The organism is Rhodobacter viridis (assembly GCF_003217355.1).
GTDB lineage: Bacteria > Pseudomonadota > Alphaproteobacteria > Rhodobacterales > Rhodobacteraceae > Rhodobacter > Rhodobacter viridis.
Genome location: NZ_QJTK01000007.1, coordinates 126,710 through 148,230, shown reverse-complemented (window position 1 = coordinate 148,230; position 21,521 = coordinate 126,710). Strand labels below are relative to the sequence as shown.

At 64.4% G+C, this 21,521-nt stretch carries 21 protein-coding genes; 8 read left to right on the top strand and 13 right to left on the bottom strand.

Going from position 1 to position 21,521, the window contains the following annotated elements; genetic code table 11:
• Nucleotide 1: 1 nt before the first annotated feature.
• From C8J30_RS10890 to C8J30_RS10875, 4 genes are all read left to right on the top strand, one after another.
• Entirely contained in the window at nt 2-649 is a 648-nt protein-coding gene (locus C8J30_RS10890) for a DUF2291 family protein (protein ID WP_110805880.1), read from the top strand.
• On the top strand, nt 646-2,181 hold the full coding sequence (locus C8J30_RS10885) for a sugar ABC transporter ATP-binding protein (RefSeq protein WP_110805879.1): 1,536 nt from the start codon (nt 646-648) through the stop codon (nt 2,179-2,181). Before C8J30_RS10890 ends, C8J30_RS10885 begins: the two co-directional genes overlap by 4 nt.
• On the top strand, nt 2,178-3,236 hold the full coding sequence (locus C8J30_RS10880) for an ABC transporter permease (protein WP_110805878.1): 1,059 nt from the start codon (nt 2,178-2,180) through the stop codon (nt 3,234-3,236). Before C8J30_RS10885 ends, C8J30_RS10880 begins: the two co-directional genes overlap by 4 nt.
• Before the next feature lie 110 nt (nt 3,237-3,346).
• Nucleotides 3,347-4,156: a DeoR/GlpR family DNA-binding transcription regulator gene (locus tag C8J30_RS10875; protein WP_110805877.1), complete on the top strand. Its 810-nt coding sequence runs from the start codon at nt 3,347-3,349 to the stop codon at nt 4,154-4,156.
• Between the two features lie 201 nt (nt 4,157-4,357).
• Here the strand turns inward: C8J30_RS10875 and C8J30_RS10870 are convergent, their stop codons facing one another.
• Nucleotides 4,358-6,391 (bottom strand): bifunctional aldolase/short-chain dehydrogenase, encoded by a 2,034-nt coding sequence (locus C8J30_RS10870; RefSeq protein WP_110805876.1) that lies wholly within the window; start codon nt 6,389-6,391, stop codon nt 4,358-4,360.
• Nucleotides 6,392-6,474: 83 nt separating this feature from the next.
• Between C8J30_RS10870 and C8J30_RS10865 the strand changes: the two genes are divergently transcribed.
• On the top strand, nt 6,475-7,458 hold the full coding sequence (locus C8J30_RS10865) for a sugar-binding transcriptional regulator (protein ID WP_110805875.1): 984 nt from the start codon (nt 6,475-6,477) through the stop codon (nt 7,456-7,458).
• Nucleotides 7,459-7,695: 237 nt separating this feature from the next.
• Here the strand turns inward: C8J30_RS10865 and mtnA are convergent, their stop codons facing one another.
• The 6 genes from mtnA to fabA form a co-directional block, all read right to left on the bottom strand.
• Nucleotides 7,696-8,799, bottom strand: coding sequence for an S-methyl-5-thioribose-1-phosphate isomerase (mtnA, locus tag C8J30_RS10860; RefSeq protein ID WP_110805874.1), 1,104 nt, complete (start codon nt 8,797-8,799; stop codon nt 7,696-7,698).
• Between the two features lie 173 nt (nt 8,800-8,972).
• On the bottom strand, nt 8,973-10,844 hold the full coding sequence (locus C8J30_RS10855; protein WP_181420849.1) for a calcium-binding protein: 1,872 nt from the start codon (nt 10,842-10,844) through the stop codon (nt 8,973-8,975).
• 120 nt (nt 10,845-10,964) lie between these two features.
• Nucleotides 10,965-11,789 carry an alpha/beta fold hydrolase gene (locus C8J30_RS10850; RefSeq protein ID WP_110805872.1) on the bottom strand — a complete coding sequence of 275 codons (825 nt, stop codon included), beginning with the start codon at nt 11,787-11,789 and terminating at the stop codon, nt 10,965-10,967.
• A gap of 69 nt (nt 11,790-11,858) precedes the next feature.
• A complete protein-coding gene (locus tag C8J30_RS10845; protein ID WP_110805871.1) occupies nt 11,859-12,647 on the bottom strand; it encodes an enoyl-ACP reductase FabI in 789 nt (262 codons plus the stop codon).
• A gap of 6 nt (nt 12,648-12,653) precedes the next feature.
• Nucleotides 12,654-13,883: a beta-ketoacyl-ACP synthase I gene (fabB, locus tag C8J30_RS10840; protein ID WP_110805870.1), complete on the bottom strand. Its 1,230-nt coding sequence runs from the start codon at nt 13,881-13,883 to the stop codon at nt 12,654-12,656.
• A gap of 23 nt (nt 13,884-13,906) precedes the next feature.
• Entirely contained in the window at nt 13,907-14,416 is a 510-nt protein-coding gene (gene fabA, locus C8J30_RS10835) for a bifunctional 3-hydroxydecanoyl-ACP dehydratase/trans-2-decenoyl-ACP isomerase (protein WP_013068378.1), read from the bottom strand.
• Between the two features lie 156 nt (nt 14,417-14,572).
• On the opposite strand from fabA, the gene irrA reads away from it, so the two are divergent.
• Nucleotides 14,573-14,989 carry an iron response transcriptional regulator IrrA gene (gene irrA, locus C8J30_RS10830; RefSeq protein WP_110805869.1) on the top strand — a complete coding sequence of 139 codons (417 nt, stop codon included), beginning with the start codon at nt 14,573-14,575 and terminating at the stop codon, nt 14,987-14,989.
• Nucleotides 14,990-15,023: 34 nt separating this feature from the next.
• On the opposite strand, the gene C8J30_RS10825 is transcribed toward irrA, so the two are convergent.
• Nucleotides 15,024-15,641 (bottom strand): hypothetical protein, encoded by a 618-nt coding sequence (locus C8J30_RS10825; RefSeq protein ID WP_220033718.1) that lies wholly within the window; start codon nt 15,639-15,641, stop codon nt 15,024-15,026.
• Between the two features lie 261 nt (nt 15,642-15,902).
• Nucleotides 15,903-16,472 (bottom strand): elongation factor P, encoded by a 570-nt coding sequence (gene efp, locus C8J30_RS10820; RefSeq protein ID WP_110805867.1) that lies wholly within the window; start codon nt 16,470-16,472, stop codon nt 15,903-15,905.
• 98 nt (nt 16,473-16,570) lie between these two features.
• On the opposite strand from efp, the gene epmA reads away from it, so the two are divergent.
• Complete coding sequence (gene epmA, locus C8J30_RS10815; protein ID WP_110805866.1) at nt 16,571-17,620, top strand: EF-P lysine aminoacylase EpmA; 1,050 nt, start codon at nt 16,571-16,573, stop codon at nt 17,618-17,620.
• On the opposite strand, the gene C8J30_RS10810 is transcribed toward epmA, so the two are convergent.
• The 4 genes from C8J30_RS10810 to C8J30_RS10795 all read right to left on the bottom strand — a co-directional run bounded on the left by C8J30_RS10810 (nt 17,608) and on the right by C8J30_RS10795 (nt 20,178).
• Nucleotides 17,608-17,976 carry a DUF2237 family protein gene (locus C8J30_RS10810; protein WP_110805865.1) on the bottom strand — a complete coding sequence of 123 codons (369 nt, stop codon included), beginning with the start codon at nt 17,974-17,976 and terminating at the stop codon, nt 17,608-17,610. The genes epmA and C8J30_RS10810 overlap by 13 nt on opposite strands.
• A 12-nt stretch (nt 17,977-17,988) precedes the next feature.
• Nucleotides 17,989-19,152, bottom strand: a complete 1,164-nt coding sequence (locus C8J30_RS10805) for a serine hydrolase domain-containing protein (RefSeq protein WP_110805864.1) — start codon at nt 19,150-19,152, stop codon at nt 17,989-17,991.
• 124 nt (nt 19,153-19,276) lie between these two features.
• Nucleotides 19,277-19,771 carry a MarR family winged helix-turn-helix transcriptional regulator gene (locus tag C8J30_RS10800; RefSeq protein WP_110805863.1) on the bottom strand — a complete coding sequence of 165 codons (495 nt, stop codon included), beginning with the start codon at nt 19,769-19,771 and terminating at the stop codon, nt 19,277-19,279.
• Between the two features lie 134 nt (nt 19,772-19,905).
• On the bottom strand, nt 19,906-20,178 hold the full coding sequence (locus C8J30_RS10795; RefSeq protein ID WP_110805862.1) for an FAD assembly factor SdhE: 273 nt from the start codon (nt 20,176-20,178) through the stop codon (nt 19,906-19,908).
• 126 nt (nt 20,179-20,304) lie between these two features.
• Here C8J30_RS10795 and C8J30_RS10790 point away from each other — a divergent pair, with 126 nt between their 5' ends.
• The gene (locus tag C8J30_RS10790) at nt 20,305-21,507 is read left to right on the top strand and encodes a pyridoxal phosphate-dependent aminotransferase (RefSeq protein ID WP_110805861.1); all 1,203 of its coding nucleotides are present in this window, start codon (nt 20,305-20,307) and stop codon (nt 21,505-21,507) included.
• Nucleotides 21,508-21,521 lie beyond the last annotated feature (14 nt).

Here is a 21,521-nt window from a genome sequence, read left to right as displayed (position 1 = left end):
CATGAAATCCCCCATTGTGACGGCCCTGTGCCTTGCGGTTGCGCTTGGCACCACGGGCTGCAAGATCGTGCCGAAAACGGCGGAAAACTCTGCCGCCCCCGCCGCTGATGCCAGCGGCGATGCGGCCCGCATCACCACGCTTCTGGCCGAGAGTTACGAGGCAAAGCTGTTGCCACTGATCGCGTCGCAGGCGCAGACGGCGAGCGCCCTGCGCGGCCAGATCGCGGCCGGGCTTGACGCCGCGGGCAAGGCCCATGGCGCGCGCGGCGCGGGCAATGGCTCGCCCTGGAACTTTGCGCTGAAGGATCAAGGCAAGGTCGTCAAGGCCGAGCTGACCACGCGCGCGCGGGTGCTCGAGCTTGACACCGATGGCGATGGCGGCGCCGATCTGACGCTGCAGCTCGGCCCGGTGATCAAGGGCAATGCGCTGCGCGATGTCGCGCCGAAGATCTACGATTTCACCGCCTTCCGCGACCAGATGGAGTTCGGCAAGCTGGGCCGTGCGCTGAACGACCGCGCCTCGGCCGGGCTGAGCGTCCCCACGGCGGACCCGACCGGCAAGATCGTCGCCTTTACCGGCGTCGTGTCCTTGCGTGCAGCCAGCGACAAGTGGCTTGTCACGCCGACCGCGATCGAGGTGCTGCCATGACCGAAAAACACCCGATCGGCCTGTCGATCCGGGGTGGCGTCAAGGTCTACCCCGGCACCCGCGCGCTCAAGGGCGTGGATTTCGACCTGCGCATGGGCGCGGTGAACGTGCTGGTGGGCGAAAACGGCGCTGGCAAATCGACGCTGATGAAGCTGATCGCCGGTGTCGAGGACATGACCGAAGGCACGATCACCATGGACGGGCGCGAGATGCGCTTTCGCACCAAGGCGGATGCCGTGGCCGCGGGCATCGGCATCGTGTTTCAGGAACTGAACCTGTTTCCGAACCTGAGCGTGGCGGAAAACATCTTCATCGGCCATGAAACCACCCGCGGCGGCATCGATATCGACATCGAGGCGCATCGCGAAGCCACGCGCCAGCTGATGGAACGGCTCGAACAGAACATCCATCCCGACACGCCGCTCGGCAACCTGCGCATCGGCCAACAGCAGATCGTCGAGATCGCCAAGGCGCTGGCGCAGAACGCCCGCATCCTCATTCTCGACGAACCCACCTCGGCGCTGTCGGCGGCCGAGGTCGAGGTGCTGTTCCGGGTCATCGACGAACTCACCGCGCAGGGCGTCGGCATCGTCTACATCTCCCACCGGCTCGAAGAGCTGATCCGGGTCGGCGATTACATCACCGTTCTGCGCGATGGCGTCATCACCGGCGCGCGCTCGATGGAGGGCGTGGACATTCCCTGGATCGTCAAGGCGATGATCGGGTCGAGCTCGAAGGAATACGGCCGCTCCGAAGTCGCGAATTTCGGCCCCGAGATCTTCCGTGCGGAAGACATCACCCTGCCCCGCGCGGGCGGCGGCTTCACCGTCGATCACGTCTCACTGTCGATCCGATCGGGCGAGATCGTCGGGCTTTACGGGCTGATGGGCGCGGGCCGGTCCGAGTTTCTGGAATGCGTGATGGCGCAGCACCCGCATTCGGGCGGCAAGTTCTGGGTCGAAGGCAAGCCCTTGACCGAACGCGACGTGCCCGGCCGGATCGCGCGCGGCATCGCGCTGATCCCGGAAGACCGCAAGCGCGACGGGCTCATCCAGATCATGTCGATCCGGGAAAATCTGACGCTGTCGTCGCTGCCGAGCTTCACCAAGCTCTTCCATCTGGATCTGAAGAAAGAAGCCAAGACCGCGGTCGAATTCATCAAGCGGCTGACGATCAAGGTGGCCAGCCCCGAAAACCCGGTCTCGTCGCTTTCGGGCGGCAACCAGCAGAAGGTGGTGATCGGCAAGGCGCTGATGACCGGGCCGAAGGTGCTGTTGATGGACGAGCCCTCGCGCGGCATCGACATCGGCGCCAAGGCCGAGGTCTTCCGCACCATGCGCCGTCTGGCCGCCGAGGGTCTGGGCATTCTTTTCGTGACCTCGGACCTCGATGAGGTCCTGGCGCTTTCCGACCGCATCATCGTCATGGCGCAGGGCCGCGTGACCGGTGAGTTCCCGTCCGGCACCGAAGCCGCGAAGGTGATCTCGGCCACCACCCCCAATGCGCAAAACTCGAAGGACATCGCAGCATGACCGCCGCTCCCGCCTCCACCCCCGCGCAGGGCTCGCCGCTGCTGCTGACGCTTCTGCAAGCCCGGACCTATCTGGCGCTGATCCTTGTTTTCGGCTTCTTCGCCTTCATGGCGCCGAACTTCCTGTCGGTCGCCAACAGCGTGATCGTGGCGAAACATGCCGCGCTGACGGCCTTTCTGGCGATCGGCATGACCTTTGTCATCATCACCGGCGGCATCGACCTGTCGGTGGGCTCGACCGTGGGCCTTTGCGCCATGGTCTCGGGCTGGCTGATCCTTTACGGCATCGATCTGGGCGCAATGGGCACGATGCAGTTCAACACGCTGGAAATCGCCCTGCTCGTCATGTGCGTCGGCGTCTTCGTCGGTTTCGTGAACGGGATATTGATCACGAAACTGAACGTCGCCCCCTTCATCGCCACGCTCGGCACGCTGTACATCGCCCGCGGCGCGGCGCTGCTGTCTTCGGGCGGCCGCACCTTCCCGAACCTGTCGGGCAATGCCGACTATGGCTCCGCGAGCTTCCCGGGGATCGGCGCAGGCACCTTCCTTGGCCTGCCGGTGCAGATCTGGATGCTGATCGCGGTGGGTCTGGTCGCGGCCTATATCGCCAAGCGCACGCCGCTCGGCCGTCACATCTATGCGGTCGGCGGCAACGAACGCGGGGCGGCGCTTTCGGGCGTGAAAGTCAATCGCGTCAAGCTTTTCGTCTACATGTTCTCGGGCTTTTGCGCGGCGATCGTCGGGCTGATCATCGCCTCGCAACTGCAGGCGGCGCACCCGGCGACCGGGGAAACGTTTGAGCTGAACGCGATCGCCGCGGCGGTTCTGGGTGGCACCTCGCTTTCGGGCGGGCGCGGCAAGATCGGCGGCACCATCGTCGGCGCCTTCGTGATCTCGATCCTCTCGGACGGCCTCGTGATGATGAGCGTGTCCTCGTTCTGGCAGACCGTGATCAAGGGGCTCGTCATCGTCGCCGCCGTGGTCATCGATCAGGCGCAAAGCAAGCTGCAGGCCCGCGTGGCGCTGCAACAGGAGGCGGCGCTCGGGCGTTAAGGCCGCGCCTCGACAAGGCACTGGGCCGTTGACCGGCCCAGCCCCCGCCCCTAAGGAAGTCAGAGACATTCCCTGACGTTCCCATGACCCGCAACCGATAGGCGAACCCCGTGTCCACGAAACCCGTTCCGATCCGTGACGACAGCAAGGCCGGTCTTTTGTCCGAACCGCGGCGGCGTCGCATCCTTGAATGGATCGAGGAAGAGGGCTCGGCGCGGGTGCGCGATCTGGCGGTGGCGTTTCAGGTCTCCGAGGCGACGATCCGGCAGGATCTGGAAAAGCTCGAAGCCGAGGGTTTCATCACCCGCGAACATGGCGGCGCGTTCCTGAACGCGCCCTCCTCGCGCGCCGAGGGGTTGGTGCTGCATCATCAGGACAACATGGACAAGAAGCGGCTGATCGGGGCGCTGGCGGCCTCGCTCGTCAGCGACGGCGAGACGATCATCCTCGATGCCGGGACGACGACGACCGAGGTGGCGACGCGGTTGGTGACGCGGCGCAATCTGACGGTGATCACCAATGCGCTCAATATCGCGATCATTCTGGGCTCGGTGCCCGGGTTTGCGGTGCACATGCCGGGCGGGCAGTTCAAGGCCCCCACGCTGTCGCTGTCGGGTGACAAGTCGGTCGATTACTTCCGCAACATCTTTGCCGGGAAGCTGTTTCTGGCGACGGCCGGGGTGGCGCTCGATGCCGGGCTGACCTATCCGAGCTTCGCCGATCTGCAGCTGAAGGAAGCGATGATCCGCGCGGCCTCGCGGGTCTATCTGGTCGCCGACAGCTCGAAGATCAACAAGAGCTCCTTCACCCGGCTCGGCTCGCTCGCGGTGATCCATTCCTTCATCACCGATGACGGGATTTCCGACAAGGATGCGAAGGAATTCGAAGCCCGCGGCATCGAATTGCTGATCGCGACCTGACAGGGTTCGGGCGGAAAAGGAAAGGCATCGCCTTTCCCCGCCCGCAGCGCCACCGAAGTCAGAAGACCGTTTCCCCAAGCACAACAGAGGCCGGCGCCCGCCATGGGCGGGGCGGGCGCTGGCCGAGTGCCTTTGGGCCCTCGGCGGTCACGGGACATCTGTTTCGCATGACCGAGGCGATGGCCTCGGTCAAATCCACCCTCAGCGCAGCGCGGCCTCGATATTGCCGCCGTCCACCGTCATCACATGCGCCGTCGTGCGCTCGGCCCGCGCCAGCGCCACGAAAGCCTCGGCCACATGCCGGGCCTCGACCTCGACCTTCAGCAGGTTGCCCGCCATATAGGTGCCCGCATCGATCCCCCGCGCCGAGGAGCGCGCCGCGATCATCTCGGGCGTCAGCAAACCGGACCGGATGCGGTCGGCGTTGATCCCGTTGACCCGGATCCCCTCCGGCCCCAGTTCCAGCGCCAGTTGCCGCAGCAAAAAGAAGCTCGTGGCCTTCGGCAGGCCGTAAGCCGCAAAGCCCTTGCCCGGGTTCACGGCCTGTTTCGACACGTTGAACAGGATCTGCCCCGGTTCGGCGCCGCGCGTGCCGCGCCCCGCCGCCTGCGCGCGGTAAAGCGCGATCGCGGCTTGCGAAAACGCCAGATGCGAGAAGAAGTTCAGCTCGAAACTGCCGCGCAGAACCTGTTCATCCAGCGTCGCGATATCGCCGGTGATCGCCGCCCCGGCGTTCGAGACAAGGATATCAAGCCCGCCAAACCGCGCCGCACAGGCCGCCACCGCCGCCGCCGCCGCGCCGGGCTGGGTGATGTCGCAGCCATGCCCCGCCGCATCGCGGCCAAGCCCGGCCACGGCCTTTTCCAGCACCTCGCCGGGACGATCAACGAGGAAAATCGAGGCGCCTTGCGCCGCGAAAGCCTCGGCCGTCGCCAGCCCGATTGCCCCCGCGCCTCCCGTCACCAGCACCACCCGGCCCTGCAACGCAGGCGCCTTAGCCGTGCCCAGCTTCGCCAGTTCCAGCGGCCAATATTCCATGTCGAAGAGGTCCGCGTCGGCGATCGAGCGGAAACCGCCCGCCGCCAGACCATCCGCCTTCACCCGGGCCGATTGATCGCCGATGTCGGCTGCAATCCGCGCGGCCTTGGCATCCGCGCCCGCGCCCACGGCCCCGATGCCCTCGAGCCAGATCAGCCCCGGCATCGGATTGAGCATCGCCACCGGCCCGCCAAAGCGGGCCTTGTTCGCCTCGAAATAGGCGCGGTAGCGGCTGACGTAGTCGGTCACCGCCGCGCGCATCGCCTCGGGCCTCTGCGCAGCCTGCCGCAGCACCAGAACCTCGCCCTTGGTGCGGATGACGTGATCGGGCGTCACCACCCCGGCCTTGGCAAGCGCCTCCAGATCGGGGCGGGACACAAAGGCCCGCGTCGCGTCATCGGCGCGCAGATCGAGGACCGGAAGCGCGGCCTCCTCGGGCAGCGCCGAGGCGAGCGCCCCGCGCAGAGCCGCCAGAACCGGGGCGACCTCCGCCACAGGCAGGGCGGCGGCGGGCAGCAAAGGTGCAGGGCGGCGGTCGGCCAGCCAGGCCTCGACCAGATTGGCGTGCGCGATCACCTTGAAATAGCTCGACTTCGCGTCCGGCCCCCAGGTGAAATGGCCGTGGTTCTTCAAAAGCAGCGCCTCGACGCCCGGGTGCGCCGCATAGGTCGCAAGCCCGGCCTTGGCCAGACCGAAGCCCGGCTTGACGAAGGGCACCAACGCCATCCGGTCGCCGAAAAGCTCGCGGATCGCCGCCTCGGCCTCGGGCAGGTTCGCCAGCACCAGAAACGGCGTCGCATGGGTATGATCGACGAATTTATGCGGCAGGAAGACATGCAGCAGCATCTCGACCGAGGGGTTCGGCGCCGCGGGATCAAGCAGATTGAGCCGTTGCAGCTTCACCAGCACATCATCGGGAACCGCGTCGAAATCCTTCAGCCGCAGCATCGGATCAAGCCGCACCGCAGGCATGCCCGCCGCGTCGATCGTCGCCAGATCATGGCCCGATCCCTTGACATGCAGCACCGAAACCGTCTCGCCGAACAGATCCACCGCCTCGGTCTTGACCGAGGTATTGCCGCCCCCGTGCAGCACCAGCTCCGGGTCCGACCCGATCAGCCGCGAGGTGTAGATCCGCTGCCCGAGGTCGCCCCCCGCTGCCGCAGCAGCCTCGTCACTCCAGAGATTGCGGATCATCGGGGTCTCCTTTTCCTCACGGGCGCTGGATTTCCTTACTTTTGTCACCTATTTTTGTCAAACGGCGAAACCCGGAGGGCAAGATGGCGGGCACGACACGGCGGCGATCTCTGGGGCGGTCTCTTGGCCGGATCAGCGGCGAAAATGCGGTGATCGAGGTGGCGTGGATGTATTACCACGACGGCCGCAACCAGCAGGACATTGCCGAGGCCTTGGGAATTTCGCGGGCGACGGTGGTGAACTACCTGCAGGAGGCGCGCGAAAGCGGGCTGATCCGGATCACCTTGGCCGCGCCCGCCTTTACAGCGCATCGGCTATCCCTTGAACTTTGCACGAAATTTGGCCTCGCCGAGGCCTATGTTGTCCCCGATGACGGGCTGCCCACGGACACCGCCTTTGCCCGCGTCGTGCGCGGGGCGGCGCTTTGGCTGCCCGACCTGCTCGCCCCCGGCGACCGGCTGGGCGTGGCATGGGGCCGCACCGTCTACGAACTGGCCGAGCGGGTCGAAAGCCGCGAGATCGAGGGTCTGACGGTGCTGCAGTTGGTGGGTTCGATGGCGACGCCCTATGGCTTCACCGCCGAGGCCTGCTCGACCCGGCTGGCGCAACGGCTCGGCGCGCGCTGTCTGAACCTGCATGCCCCCGCTGTGCTGAGCCGCGCGGCACTGGCCGAGGAATTGCGGGCCGAGCCGATCCTGCGCGCGCAACTCGAGGCGCTGCAGGGGGTGAACAAGCTTCTCTTTTCCGTCGGCACGGTGAGCGAGAACAGCCATGTCGTCAGCTCGGGTCTGGCCACGCCCGAGGAACTGGCCGCCCATGTCGCGCGCGGTGCGGCGGGGGTGATCTGCGGGCGGTTCGTCGATGCGATGGGGCGGCAGATGCCGGGCGAGACCGAGGCGCGGATGATCGGCATCGACCTGCCGCGACTGGTTGGGCTGGAGATGGGGCTCTTGGTGACGCCGGGGCTCGACAAGGTGGTGCCCAGCCTTGCGGCGATCCGGGGCGGCTATGTCACGCATCTGGCGACCTCGACCCGGGTGGCCGAGGCGCTTCTGGCGGCGGAGTAGGAGCGGGGGATGCCCTGACCGAGGCCATCGCCGAGGTCACGCGAGACAGAAGTCCGATGACCGCCGAGGGCCCCAAAGGCACTCGGCCAGCGCCCGCCCCGCCCCATGGCGGGCGCTTTCGCGCCGCCCGGGCCGGGCGCTGGCCTCTGTCATCGCGGGGTGCAGACGGCCCTGAAACGCAGGTTGCGAAACGGGCGGGGAAAGGCGGTGCCTTTCCTGATCCGCCCGAAACGGGCCTCACCTCAGCATCGCGGCTTTCAGATCGGGGAACATCGCCGCCATCGCGGCTTCGTTCGCCGGGCACAGGCCGCGCTCGGTCAAAAGCCCCGTCACCAGCTCGCAGGGCGTCACATCGAAGGCCGGGTTGCGCGCGGGCGTGCCGTCGGGCGAGATCTGCACGAGCTGAATCGTGCCATCCTTGCCGCGACCCTGCACCAGCGTCACCTCTTCCTGATTGCGCTCCTCGATCGGGATTTCCTTCACCCCGTCCTGCACCCGAAAATCGATCGTCGGCGAGGGCAGCGCGACGTAGAAGGGCACGCCATTCGCCTTGGCCGCCAAGGCTTTCAGATAGGTGCCGATCTTGTTGCAGACGTCGCCGCGCGCGGTGGTGCGGTCGGTGCCGACGATCACCATGTCGACCTCGCCGTGCTGCATCAGATGGCCGCCCGCATTGTCGACAACGAGCGCATGCGAAATGCCGTGGTGGTTCATCTCCCAGGCCGTCAGCTGCGCGCCCTGATTGCGCGGCCGGGTCTCGTCGACGAAGACATGCACAGGAATCCCCGCCTCATGCGCGTGGTAGATCGGCGAGGTGGCGGTGCCCCAATCGACCGTCGCCAGCCAGCCCGCATTGCAATGGGTCAGGATGTTCACCGTCTTGCCCGGCTTCTTCGCAGCGATCGCCTTGATGATCTCGAGCCCGTGCAGACCGATCTGGCGGTTGATCTCGACATCCTCGTCGCAGATCTCGGCGGCGCGTTTTGCGGCCACCGCGGCGCGCAGCTCCGGCGGGACCGCGCGCAGCACGCGCACCATTTCATCGAGCGCCCAACGCAGGTTGATCGCGGTCGGACGGGTCTCGTGCAGAACCTCCCAGGTCTCGGTCAGACCGGCGTCCGAGGGGTCTTCCTGCATCGCGACGGCCACGCCCCAGGCGGCAGCCGCCCCGATCAGCGGCGCCCCCCGGACCCACATGTCGCGGATCGCCACGACGAAATCGGCACGGCTTTGCAGATCGACGATGCGCAATTCATGCGGCAGCCAACGCTGGTCGATCACCTGCACGATGCCGCGCGCGTCCTGCCAGATCGTGCGATAGGGGGTTCCGTCGATCTTCACCGCATCCTCCTTTGCCCGCCCTGCGGGCCTGATTTGGCCGCAGGTGTTCCACCGGATGCGCCATAAGTCAAACGCTAATGACAATTGAAAAGGCGCGAGGGCACGTCTGCGACGAAGCGCCCCGCGCCCGCAGGGACCCGCCCCCGAAGGGGCGGGCCCGTCGATGCCAGGTCTCAGATGACGGTGAAATCGTCGGCAGTCAGGATCGAGCCCGCCACATAGGCGATCAGCACCCGCGCGCCCGCGCCATTGCCATCGGCGTCATAGTAAAGCCGCGTCGTGGCCGTGTCGAAAAGGATGCGATCATCGGCATCCATCGCCCGGCCGCCCTCGTTCGCGACAAAGGCCGAGGCCGCCAGATCCCCCCGCGTCAAGGCCGTGAAGATCGCATCATCCAGACGGAACGTGTCGTAACCGGTGTAGAAATCGGTCACCTGATCGACGTTGCCCGCGCCGATGGCGGTGTTGAAGACGATCACGTCATTGCCCCAGCCGGTGGTGATGACGTCGTTGCCAAGCCCCCCGGCCAGAATGTTGGTTGCGTCATTGCCGGTGATCACGTTGTTCAGCGCATTGCCGGTGGCGTTGATCTCGGTGTAGCCGGTCAGGGTCACCACCTCGACGAACCGGGCCCCGACATAGCCGTTCAGATTGATCGAGACCGAACTGACGACCGTGTCTCGCCCGCCCGCATCGGCGGTGCCGGTCAGCGTGACGGTCTCGTAGATCCGGTCGCCCAGGTCATCGACAAGATAGACGTCATTGCCCGCGCCGCCGAGCATCCGGTCGGCCCCAAGACCGCCATCCAGACTGTCATTGCCCGCCCCGCCCTGCAACGTGTCGGCGCCCGCCATGCCAAGCAGCGTATCAGCGCCGAGATCGCCCGACAGCACGTTCACCGCCGCATTGCCGGTGATCAGGTTCGCCAACGCGTTGCCGGTGCCCGCCCGGACCATGCCGTCAAGCTGAAGGCATTCCAGATTGAGGCCAAGCACATATCCCGAGATCTGCGAGATCACGGTTTCGCTGCCGCCGGTCGCGCCCTCGGTGATCAGATCATCGAGATTGTCGACGACATAGATATCGTCGCCCGTCCCGCCGCGCATCACATCGGCGCCGCCGCCGCCATCGATGCGGTTCGCGTCATCCGTGCCGATGATCGTATCGGCGCCGGCGCCGCCGATCACGTTCTCGATGCTGTCAAGAATGTCGAGGCCGATATAGGTGGGGTTCCGGGCAGATCCGGTGAGCAGGTTGACGGTGATGCCCGAGTCAGCGGTGACGGCGCTGTAATCGGCCGTATCGGAGCCCGCCCCGCCGTTCAGCTGGTCGGCGGCCGTGTCCATCGCCCCGGCTGCAAGCACGTCATCACCATTGCCGCCATTCATCGTGTCACGGCCCGCCGCGCCGTTCAGCGTGTCATTCCCCTCGAGCCCGGACAGGCTGTCATTGCCCGCAAGCCCGAGGATCTGATCGTTGTATTCGGAGCCGACCAAGGTATCGGCCCGGCTCGACCCGCGGATCACATTGTTGATGTCGAAATCGCCCCAGTCAATCAGCGTGCCGGGGGGATAGGTCGCCGGATCGGGCGGCCCCCAGGACTCGAAGTTGTTCGCCCAGGCGACACAGTCAGCCACCGACGAAAAATCGGGCAAGGCGACGCCATCGAGGTAGATGAAGATTTCATCGAACCCGACCATCACGCGGTTGTCGCCCTCGCCTTCGAAGACATGGCGGTTGATGGTGAGAAGATCGGTGAAGCTGCCGTCGTTGTAGGTCACGCGCCGCACGCCGACGATGTTCCACATGCCAAGCGTATCGGTCACCGCCCCGAGGGTGTCGAGCGTGTAGGAGATCATGCTGTCGGTGAATTGGTTCGGATCGGCATGGCCGTTGTCCTGCAGGGTGAACGCGTCGTGCCCATCCGGTGTCTGCAGGGAAAGCGTGGGCGTCTGCAGCGTGTTCACCTCGCTGTTCACCCAATCCTGCGGATCAAGGAACCGCCGCGTCAGAATGACGGAGTCGAAACGGTAAGAAAGCGTCATGGTGTCCTCCCATACCAGAACGGGACGATTTCCTCGCGCAAACGTGATCGGCGCCATGACCGGCGTCAACTTTGGTTTAAATAACGGGCAGTTTGCGAAAATGCCGCAGCCGCGGATGGGTCAGACGGGCAGTTTCGCGATCCAGTCGCGGATCAGCGCCACCGCCTCGGGCTCGTCAAGGAAGGGGATATGCGGGCGGCCCGGAACTTCGGCAAAGTCCATGTCGGGGCGGCGGCGGCGCATCTCGGCCACGGTTTCGGGGGACAAAAGGTCGGAATTCGCGCCCCGGATCAGCGCCACGGGCAGACCGGCGCAGGCGTCGAACAAGGGCCAGGTCTCGAAGACGCCACTGTCGAAGGCGTGGATGAAGGCGTCGCGCAATTCGGGGTCGTAATTGATCTTCACGCCTTGCGGGGTTTCGATGTTGTGCCGCTCGGTCTCTTCCAGCCAGCGGCTCATCGGCACGTTCTCATAGCCCACCATCGCGGCGGGCAGCTTTTCCACCAGATCGGCGAAGGTCTTTGCCAGCGGGTTCCGCCCCACGACGTCGAAGATCCGCACCAGCCCCTTGCGCTCGATCACCGGGCCGATGTCGTTCAGGCACAGACCGGTCAGCCGGTCTTTCGCCACCGCCGCCAGATACATGCCGATCATCCCGCCGCGCGAAGTGCCAAGGATCGCCGTCTTCTCGACACCCAGATGGTCGAGCAACTGCAGCGCATCGGCGGCCTCGCGCACCACCGTATAGGTGGCACCGCCGGTCCACTGGCTGTCGCCGCGGCCGCGGTAATCCATGCGGATCAGCCGACAGGGCGGCAGAAGCGGCGCCAGATAATCGAAGTCGCGGCCCGTGCGTGTGAGCCCCGCCAAGGCCAGCACCACCGGGCCCTGCCCCTCATCGGAAAAAGCGATCTTCGCGCCATCGTCTGCGGTGAAAAAATCCATGTCTTCCTCCCGAAGGTAGGGCCAAAAACAAAGGGCGCCCGCAGGCGCCCTTGAAACTCGATCTGTCGATCAGATGTTTTCCGGCTGCGGCATGCCCAGCACATGATAGCCGCAATCGACCATCACCACATCCCCCGTCGTGCAGGCGCCGTAGTCCGAGCACAGGAACACGGCCGAGCCCCCCACGGCTTCGAGCGTCGCGTTTTGCCGCATCGGGCTGTTCGCCTCGGTGTGGCGGAAGGTCTTGCGCGCGCCGCCAATGGCAGCCCCCGCCAGCGTCTTCATCGGCCCGGGCGAGATCGCATTGACGCGAATGCCCTGCGGCCCCAGATCGTTCGCCAGATAGCGCACCGCGGATTCCAGCGCCGCCTTGGCCACGCCCATCACGTTGTAGAACGGCGTCACCCGGTTCGAGCCGCCATAGGTCAGCGTGATCAGCGCGCCGCCGTTCGGCATCAGTTCCGACGCGCGCCGGGCGATGTCGATGAAGGAAAAGCACGAGATCGCCAGCGAGTTCTTGAAGTTCTCGCGCGTGGTGTGGATGAACCGCCCCGCCAGCTCGTTCTTGTCGGAATAGGCGATGGCATGGATCACGAAATCGATCGTGCCCCATTCGTCCTTCAGCCGCTGGAAGGCGGCATCGAGCGAGGCATCGTCGTTCACGTCGACATCGACGAGCAGCGTCGATCCGACCGAGGCCGCCAGCGGCTCGACGCGCTTGCCGAAGGCGTCGCCCTGATAGGAGAACGCCAGTTCCGCCCCTTCCGCCGCGAGCGCCGAGGCAATGCCCCAGGCGATCGAGCGTTCGTTGGCCACGCCCATGACAAGCCCACGCTTGCCCTTCATCAAATCAGCCATCAGACCTCAGCCCTTGTAAGCGCTCATCACCAGCGTGGCGTTGGTGCCGCCAAAGCCGAAGCTGTTCGACAGAACCGAGTCGAATTCGACGTTTTCGACAAGCTTGGTGGCGATTTCCTCGGGCTTGATCGCGGGATCAAGCTGGGTGACGTTCGCGGAAGCGGTGATGAATTTGCCCTGCATCATCAGAAGGCAATAGACCGCCTCATGCACGCCGGTCGCACCAAGGCTGTGGCCGGTCAGCGATTTCGTCGAGGAAATCGGCGGCACGTTGCCCTCGCCGAAGACGCGGCGGACGGCCTCGACCTCGGTCACGTCGCCCGCGGGGGTCGAGGTGCCATGCGCGTTGATATAGGTGATCTTGCGGCCTTCCGGCAGCGTGCCGAGCGCCAGACGCATCGACCGCTCGCCACCCTCGCCCGAGGGGGCCACCATGTCATAGCCGTCCGAGGTCGCGCCGTAGCCGGTCAGCTCGGCATAGATCTTGGCGCCGCGGGCTTTCGCATGTTCCAGCTCTTCCAGAACCAGCACGCCGCCGCCGCCGCCGATCACGAAGCCGTCGCGGGTGGCGTCGAACGCACGCGCCGCCGTGGTCGGCGTGTCGTTGTATTTCGACGACATCGCGCCCATCGCATCGAACAGGCACGACAGCGTCCAGTCGAGTTCCTCGCCGCCGCCGGCGAAGACGATGTCCTGCTTGCCCATCTGGATCAGTTCCGCCGCGTTGCCGATGCAATGCGCCGAGGTCGAGCAGGCCGAGGTGATCGAATAGTTCACGCCCTTGATCTTGAACGGCGTCGCCAGACAGGCCGAGTTCGTCGACGACATGCAGCGCGTCACCATGAACGGCCCCATGCGCTTCGGCGAGCCCTTCTGGATCACGGTCTGATGCGCTTCGAAGAAGTTCGAGGTCGACGGCCCGCCCGAGCCCATGATCAGCCCGGTGCGCGGGTTCGAGATGTCGCTTTCCTCAAGCCCCGAATCGCGGATCGCCTGTTCCATCGACAGGAAGTTGTAGGCGGCGCCGCGGCCCATGAAGCGCAGGTTGCGCTTGTCGATATGGTCTTCCAGCACGATCTGCGGCGCACCGTGGATCTGGCTGCGGAAGCCGCGCTCGGCATATTCCGGGGCGAAGACGATGCCCGACTTGCCGGCCCGCAGGCTGGCCGAAACCTCTTCGGCATTGTTGCCGATGGGGCTGACGATGCCCAGCCCGGTGATGACGACGCGCCGCATGGGGGCCTCCTGTCTTGCTTGGATCAGCTCTCGGAGAGAGCCACTTTCATGTCCTTGACCACATAGATCACTTCGCCATCGGCCTCGACGATGCCGTCGGCCACGCCCATGGTCAGACGACGCGTCTGCAGGGCCTTGGTGAAATCGACCTTGTAGGTCAGCATCTTGCGGTCGGGGCGGACCATCCCGGTCAGCTTCACTTCGCCCACGCCGAGCGCATAGCCGCGCCCCGGCCAGCCGCGCCAGCCCAGGTTGAAGCCGGTCAGCTGCCAGAGCCCGTCAAGGCCAAGGCAGCCCGGCATGATCGGGTTGCCCGGGAAGTGGCAGTCGAAGAACCACAGATCGGGCGTGATGTCGAATTCGGCCACAACATGGCCCTTGCCGTGCAGCCCGCCATCTTCCGAAATCTCGGTGATGCGGTCCATCATCAGCATCGGCGGCGCCGGAAGCTGGGCATTGCCCGGCCCGAACAGCTCGCCTCGCGCACATTTGAGCAGATCATCCTTGCCGAAGCTTGTCGGATAGAGTGACATCGGCGTTTCCCCCCAAGGTCTTGTCCCCCTTCCTCTAACACCCCCCCGCCCGGAGGTGCAAGGCCCGCCCCCGCCCCCGGGGGTGCGTCAGAATCCCGTTGAAATGACGCGCCAGTTCAACTTATAATAGTTACAGGGAGAAAAGGGTTTGCGACCATGAAGACGATGGCTCAGGAACGTGGACTTCGCTGGCTCGCTGCGGGCGGGCTGCGCCCGACCCGGCAGCGCATGTCGCTCGCCTCGCTTCTGGTTGGCGACGGGATGAACCGTCACGTCACCGCCGAGGGGCTTTATGCCTCTGCCCGTGACGCCGGGGAAAAGGTGTCGCTGGCCACCGTCTACAACACGCTGCGCGCGTTTTGCGAGGCGGGGATCATGCATGAGATCACCGTCGATGCGGGGCGCAGCTATTTCGACACCCGCATGGACGATCACCCGCATTTCTTCTGGGAAGGCGAGAACCGGATCTCCGACGCGCCGGTCGAGGAACTCGAACTCGTCCGCGTGCCGAAAGCCCCGGAAGGGACCGAGGTCAGCCGCGTCGATGTGGTGATCCGGCTGAAGAAGATCTGAAATAAAAGTTCCGCAAACAAAGCTATGAATGGTCTCAGTCCTTCAGTTTCTTATCTGAAATTTTGGCTAATCCCTCCGACAACTTTCCAACCAGATCGCCCAACGCAGCGATTGTGGTCTTCATATTTTTCTCTGACTCGTTTTTTGCAAAGGCAGAGTCGAGGTCATCCGGAAGCGCCAAAATTTGTGAAAGCTCCCTAAAATCGACACGCGCCCGAAGAAGATGAAGTTTGAGTCTCACTTCCCGGAGACGATGTCGCTTACGGTAGAGCAATGTCGCCTCATGAAAGAACGAACGGGCAAGGCTGATCATGACCGCAATGCCGCCAATAAACAATGCGCCGAGAACAAGCCGCTCCAAACCGACAAGAATCGCGGCTTGAACTGAAAGTGTTTTGAGAGTTTTAACATATTCGTCTTTAAGCTCGTGATGAGCAACACTGTAGAAATACGCTGCCACGCCGACAGCTGCGGCGATTAGCAAAACGCCTGCGGCGTTGCTCAACTTGGCTCGAATAGTGAGATGGTATTGCGCCTTTTCGACCGTGGCGTCAGCCATAGCCAACTTCCAAGCCTCTTCTTCGGTCAGCACACCGCGTGATCTCTCAGCAGACGCACCTGAACTTCGGCTATCTTCTTTCAGCCCGCTCAACAATGCGTCAAAAAGCTGTCGCCTCAGAACCACGCTGTGGTAAATCGCAGGGCTCGACTCTTCGAGTGACGCCCCCTTCCTCCGCTCACCGCAGAGAACTTTGTTCCGCATGCCAAAAGCTCGCAAAAATAGGTCACAAAACTCGACCTCGCACAAATACTAACAAAAATTTGAATTATTGCAATGGCAGTACACGCATGAGCGTTGCAAAACATAAAGGCACCCCGCGGGGTGCCTTTTCAGTCTCACCTTTCCGAAGGATCACTCCTTGGCGCGTTCCACATAGGAGGTGTCGGCGGTGTTGATGATGATCTTCGTGCCGACGCCGATATGCGGCGGCACCATCACGCGGATGCCACCCGTGCACATCGCGGGCTTGTAGGACGACGACGCCGTCTGCCCCTTCACCACCGGCTCGGTCTCTTCGACTTCGACGGTGACCTTTTGCGGCAGTTCGATCGACAGCGCCACGCCTTCGTGGGTCAGCATCCACACGCGGATGCCGTCGCGCAGGTGCACCTTTGCGTCGCCCACCACATCGGCCGAAACGGCGATCTGGTCGTAGGTTTCGGGGTTCATGAAGTGGAAGCCTTCGCCATCCTCATAGAGGAAGTCGAATTCGTTCTCGTCCACATGCGCCTTTTCCACGCTGTCCACGGTGCGCCAGCGTTCCGACACCTTCACGCCGTCCGAGATGCGGCGCATCTCGACTTGCGTCACCGAGTTGCCCTTGCCCGGGTGGATGTTTTCAGCGGTCAGCACGATGTAAAGCACGCCGTCCATGTCGACGACGTTGCCCTTGCGCAGCGAAGAGGCGATGACTTTGGCCATTTGGGTTTCCTTGAATGGGGTCTAAGACAGGCTCTGGCGCCCGGATGGCGAAGCGCCTAAACCATCGCGAGCCGTATTTCCAGCAAAAAGCCCCGAAAATGAGCCAAACGCCCTGGTGGAGCCCCTCCCGTCATGCCGACCGCCGCCCGGCGCTTCTGGCGCGTGCCCGCATTCAGGCCGCGCTGCGGCTCTGGCTGGCCGATCACGCCTTCCTCGAGGTCGATCCGGTGGCGCTGCAAGTCAGCCCCGGCAACGAGGCGCATCTGCATGGCTTCGCCACCACCGCCATCGGCAACGACGGCGCGGGCGTGCCGATGTATCTGCACACCTCGCCCGAATTCGCGATGAAGAAACTGCTCGCCGCGGGCGAAACCCGGATCGCCGCTTTTGCCCATGTCTGGCGCAATCGCGAGCGTGGGGCCCTGCATTCGCCCGAATTCACCATGCTCGAATGGTATCGCGTCGGCGAGGACTACACCGTGCTGATGCGCGATTGCACCGATTTCCTGCGCCTTGCCGCGACGGCGGCGGGCAGCACCGTGCTGCGCTACAAGGGCCATGAATGCGACCCCTTCGCCGAGCCCGAGCGGCTCTCGGTCGCCGAGGCGTTTCAGCGCCATGCGGGGATCGACCTTCTCGCCACCTGCAGCGCCGATGGCACGACCGACGCCGAGGGGCTGCGGGCGCAGGCCCGTGCCGCGGGGATCAAGGTCGGCGACGGCGACACTTGGTCGCTCATGCTCTCGAAGGTGCTCGTCGAAAAGGTCGAGCCGCATCTGGGCCACGGCCGGGCGACGATTCTGGATCGCTATCCGGTGGCCGAAGCCGCGCTCGCCCGCCCTGCCCCCGATGATGGCCGCGTTGCCGAACGGTTCGAGCTTTACGCCTGCGGTGTGGAGCTGGCGAATGGCTTTGGCGAGCTGACGAATGCCGCCGAGCAGCGGCTGCGCTTCGAGGCCGAGATGGAGGAGAAATCCCGCATCTATGGCGAGCGCTACCCGATCGACGAGGATTTTCTGGCGGCGCTGGCGCAGATGCCCGCGGCAAGCGGCATTGCGATGGGCTTTGACCGGCTCGTCATGCTCGCCACCTCGGCGCCGCGGATCGATGATGTGATCTGGACGCCGGTCAGCGATCAGATCGCGTAAAGCCGCAGGATTTCGAGCGGCACCTCCTCCAGCGTGCGCTGATGCGTGGCTTCGAGCCGAACCTCGGGGGCGCAGCCCTCGTCATGCGCCTGCAGGAACCGGCTGGCGCAGAGGCACCAGCGATCGCCGGGCTTCAGCCCGGGAAAATCGTGCTCGGGCCGCGGCGTCGAGAGATCATTGCCGACGTATCGCGACCAGGCGAGGAATTCCGCCGTCATCACCGCGCAGACCGAATGCAGCCCGCGATCTTCCCAGCAGGTGTTGCAATGGCCGTCGCGGAAAAAGCCGGTCTTGGGCTGCATCGAACAGGGTTCGAGCGGCCCGCCCAGCACATTGACCGAAGGTTCCATTTCCATGTGATCCCCCTCTCAGCCGCCAGCCTGCGCCAGCTGCCGGAACATCGCAAGGTTTTCGTCGGTCACCCCCGCGGCGGCAAAGCCCAGATCGACCGCAGCGACCGCAATGACCACTTTTCGGGCGGGGTTGATATAGATGAACTGCCCGTAGATTCCCTGCGCCATGTAGTCATTGCCGAACTGCGCATTGTCCTTCGGCACCCACCACTGAAAGCCGTAACCCGCCCCGTCGCGCGCCTGATGCGCGGTCGAGGCCGCGACCCAATCGGCGGGCACGATCTGCTGGCCGTTCCAGAAGCCCTGTTGCAGGAACATCTGCCCGATGCGGGCATAATCGCGGGTGCGCAGGTTGAGCCCGCCCAGCACGAAGCCCGTGCCCTCGCCATCGGTCAGCATCTCGGGGCTGGCCTCAAGCCCCATCGGCACGATGATCCGCTCGGCCATCAGATCGACCGGATCCCGCCCGGTCGCGCCCTTGATCACCATGCCCAGAACATGCGTGTCGACCGAGACGTAATGCATGTGGCTGCCCGGCGGCGTCGCCCGGGTCTTGAGCGAGGCGGCAAAGCCGTCCATCGAGCCACCGAGCGCCAGCACCCGACCCATCCGGTTGATGTCGCTGGAAAACTTCATGTAATCTTCGTCAAAGCCGACGCCCGAGGACATCGTGAGCACATCGCGGATCGTCGTGCCCTCATAGGCCGAGCCCTTGAGCGAAGGCACGAAATCGACCACCTGCGCGTCGAGATCGGGGAATTTTCCCTCGGCCACCAGCGTGCCGAAGAGCGCCGACAGCACCGATTTCGCCATCGACCAGCTGATCCGCAGATCCTCGGGCCCGGTGCCCTTGTAATAGTTCTCGTAGGTGATCTTGCCATCGCGCAGGATGACGAGCGCGGTCACCGCGCGGCGGGTGACCCAGGCCTCGGTTTCGGGCGGCAGGGTTTCGGGCGTGCCCATCGGCAGGGCCGAGACCGGCCCGGTGCCGCGATCGAGCACCCGGAAATGGAAAAGCCGGTCCATATGCGAGAAATTCTCGACGATCCGGCTCTCGTCGAACAGCGTCTGCACCGCCATCAAGCGGGTGATGTCGTCGCGCTTCACGAAGGCCGCAGCGCCCCCGAGCACGAGCAGAACCAGAAGAACGCGCAAAAAGATGCGCAGAAAACGCCGCATGTTTCCTCCCCCAAGCCGGATCGGCCCGCCCGGGACGCCTGATCGCCGGCCGGACCTGCAAAGGAAAGCACGCCGCCTGCCCCGGGGGCAAGCGGCGCCATGCAGCCTGCCGCTGCGTCAGTCCTCAGTAGATGTAGCGGATCTGATCCGACCAGTAGCGCTCCATCCGGCGCAGGGTGCGGTTCATCTCGTCCATCGCATCAAGGGTGATAACATTGCGCGCATCCATGCCCTTGGCATGGCGTTCGAACAGCGACGTCACCATGCCGCGCAGTTCGACCCCCTTCGGCGTCAGCTTCACCCGTACCGACCGACGGTCGATCTCGCAGCGCTGGTGATGCATGTAACCGCATTCGACCAGTTTCTTCAGGTTGTAGCTGACATTCGAGCCCTGATAATAACCGCGGGTCTTCAACTCGCCCGCCGTCACCTCGTTCTCGCCGATGTTGAACAGAAGCAGCGCCTGCACCGGGTTGATTTCCAGGATGCCCAAGCGCTCGAACTCGTCCTTGATCACGTCAAGCAGCAGACGATGCAGACGCTCGACCAAGGACAGACTGTCCAGATAGCAGGACATGATACCGGGTGAAGCGCCCTCTTCGCTTCCGGGCGCTCTCATCGGGGTTTGAAATGACATTCGGTTCTCCGCCAGTCTCGCTTCCTTGCGATCACTTTGGCGGCAAAACCCGAAAATACAGTTAAACCCGCAGGATGTTACGGAAATTCGTCACAAATCCCGCGGGAACCGTTTCGTCACGCCTTGTGCAGCTTGCCCTGCATGAAGGTCGAGATTTCCGCAAACAAACCAACATATTGCGGCGGGCACGGCTGCGCCCCCGAGAACCAGGGGTAAAGGTCCTGATCATTCTCTTCGAGCAGCGTGTCGAACAGATCGAGCGCAGCTGCGTCAAATTGTTCAAGCTTTGCATCGGCATAGGGGCCGAGAATCAGATCCATCTCGCGGATGCCCCGGCGCCAGCTGCGCATCTTCATCCGCTTGATCCGGGCTTCGTGCGTTTCGCTCATGATCCGACCTTCCTTTGCCGTCCGTGTGCCTGCCTTGCACCCGTCAAACCTGTCCGTCAACAGCGTTTTCCTTGATCGCCCGCAGCCCCCCGCGTAAGGAGGGGCGACCCACAGCAGGAGCCCGCCATGGCCTTTTTGTCCGATACGCTTGCGCGCGTGAAACCCTCGCCCACCATCGCGGTGACCAACAAGGCCCGCGAGCTGTCCGAGGCGGGCCGCGACGTGATCGGCCTTGGCGCGGGCGAGCCTGATTTCGACACCCCCGCCCATATCAAGGCGGCGGCGATTGCGGCGATCGAGGCGGGCAAGACGAAATACACCGCCGTCGATGGCATTCCCGAGTTGAAAAAGGCGATCTGCGCCAAGTTCGCGCGTGAAAACGGGCTGTCGTACAAGCCGAGCCAGATCACCGTCGCCTCGGGCGGCAAGCAGGTGCTGTTCAACGCGCTCGTCGCGACGCTGAACCCGGGCGACGAGGTGATCATCCCCGCGCCCTATTGGGTGAGCTATCCCGACATGGTGCTGCTTGCGGGCGGCACCCCGGTCTTTGTCGAGGGCAAGATGGAGGCGGGCTACAAGATCAACGCCGCCGATCTGGAAGCCGCGATCACGCCGCAGACGAAGTGGTTCATCTTCAACTCGCCCTCGAACCCTTCGGGCGCGGCCTATACCCGCGACGAGTTGAAGGCGCTGACCGAGGTGCTGCTGCGCCATCCGCAGGTCTGGGTGATGTCGGACGACATGTATGAACATCTGGTGTTCGGCGGGTTTGAATTCACCACCCCGGCGCAGGTCGAGCCCGGGCTTTACGACCGCACGCTGACCTGCAACGGCGTCTCGAAAGCCTATGCGATGACCGGCTGGCGGATCGGCTATGCGGGTGGCCCCGAGCATCTGATCAAGGCGATCGCCAAGGTGCAGTCGCAATCGACCTCGAACCCCTGCTCGATCTCGCAATATGCGGCCGTCGCCGCGCTGAACGGGCCGCAGGATTACATCACTGAGAGCCGTGTGGCATTCGAGCGTCGCCGCGATCTGGTGGTGGCCGCGCTGAATGAATGCCCCGGCATCACTTGTCCCACGCCCGAGGGCGCCTTCTACGTCTATCCCTCGATCGCGGGGCTGATCGGCAAGACCTCGGCCGCCGGGGTGACAATCGGCGACGACGAGACCTTTGCCACGGCGCTGCTTGAGGAAACCGGGGTGGCGGTCGTCTTCGGCGCGGCCTTCGGCCTTTCGCCGGCCTTCCGCATCAGCTACGCTACCTCTGACGCGGCGCTGAGCGACGCCTGCGCGCGGATCAAGTCCTTCTGCGAAGGGCTGAAATAAGGCCAAAACGGCCC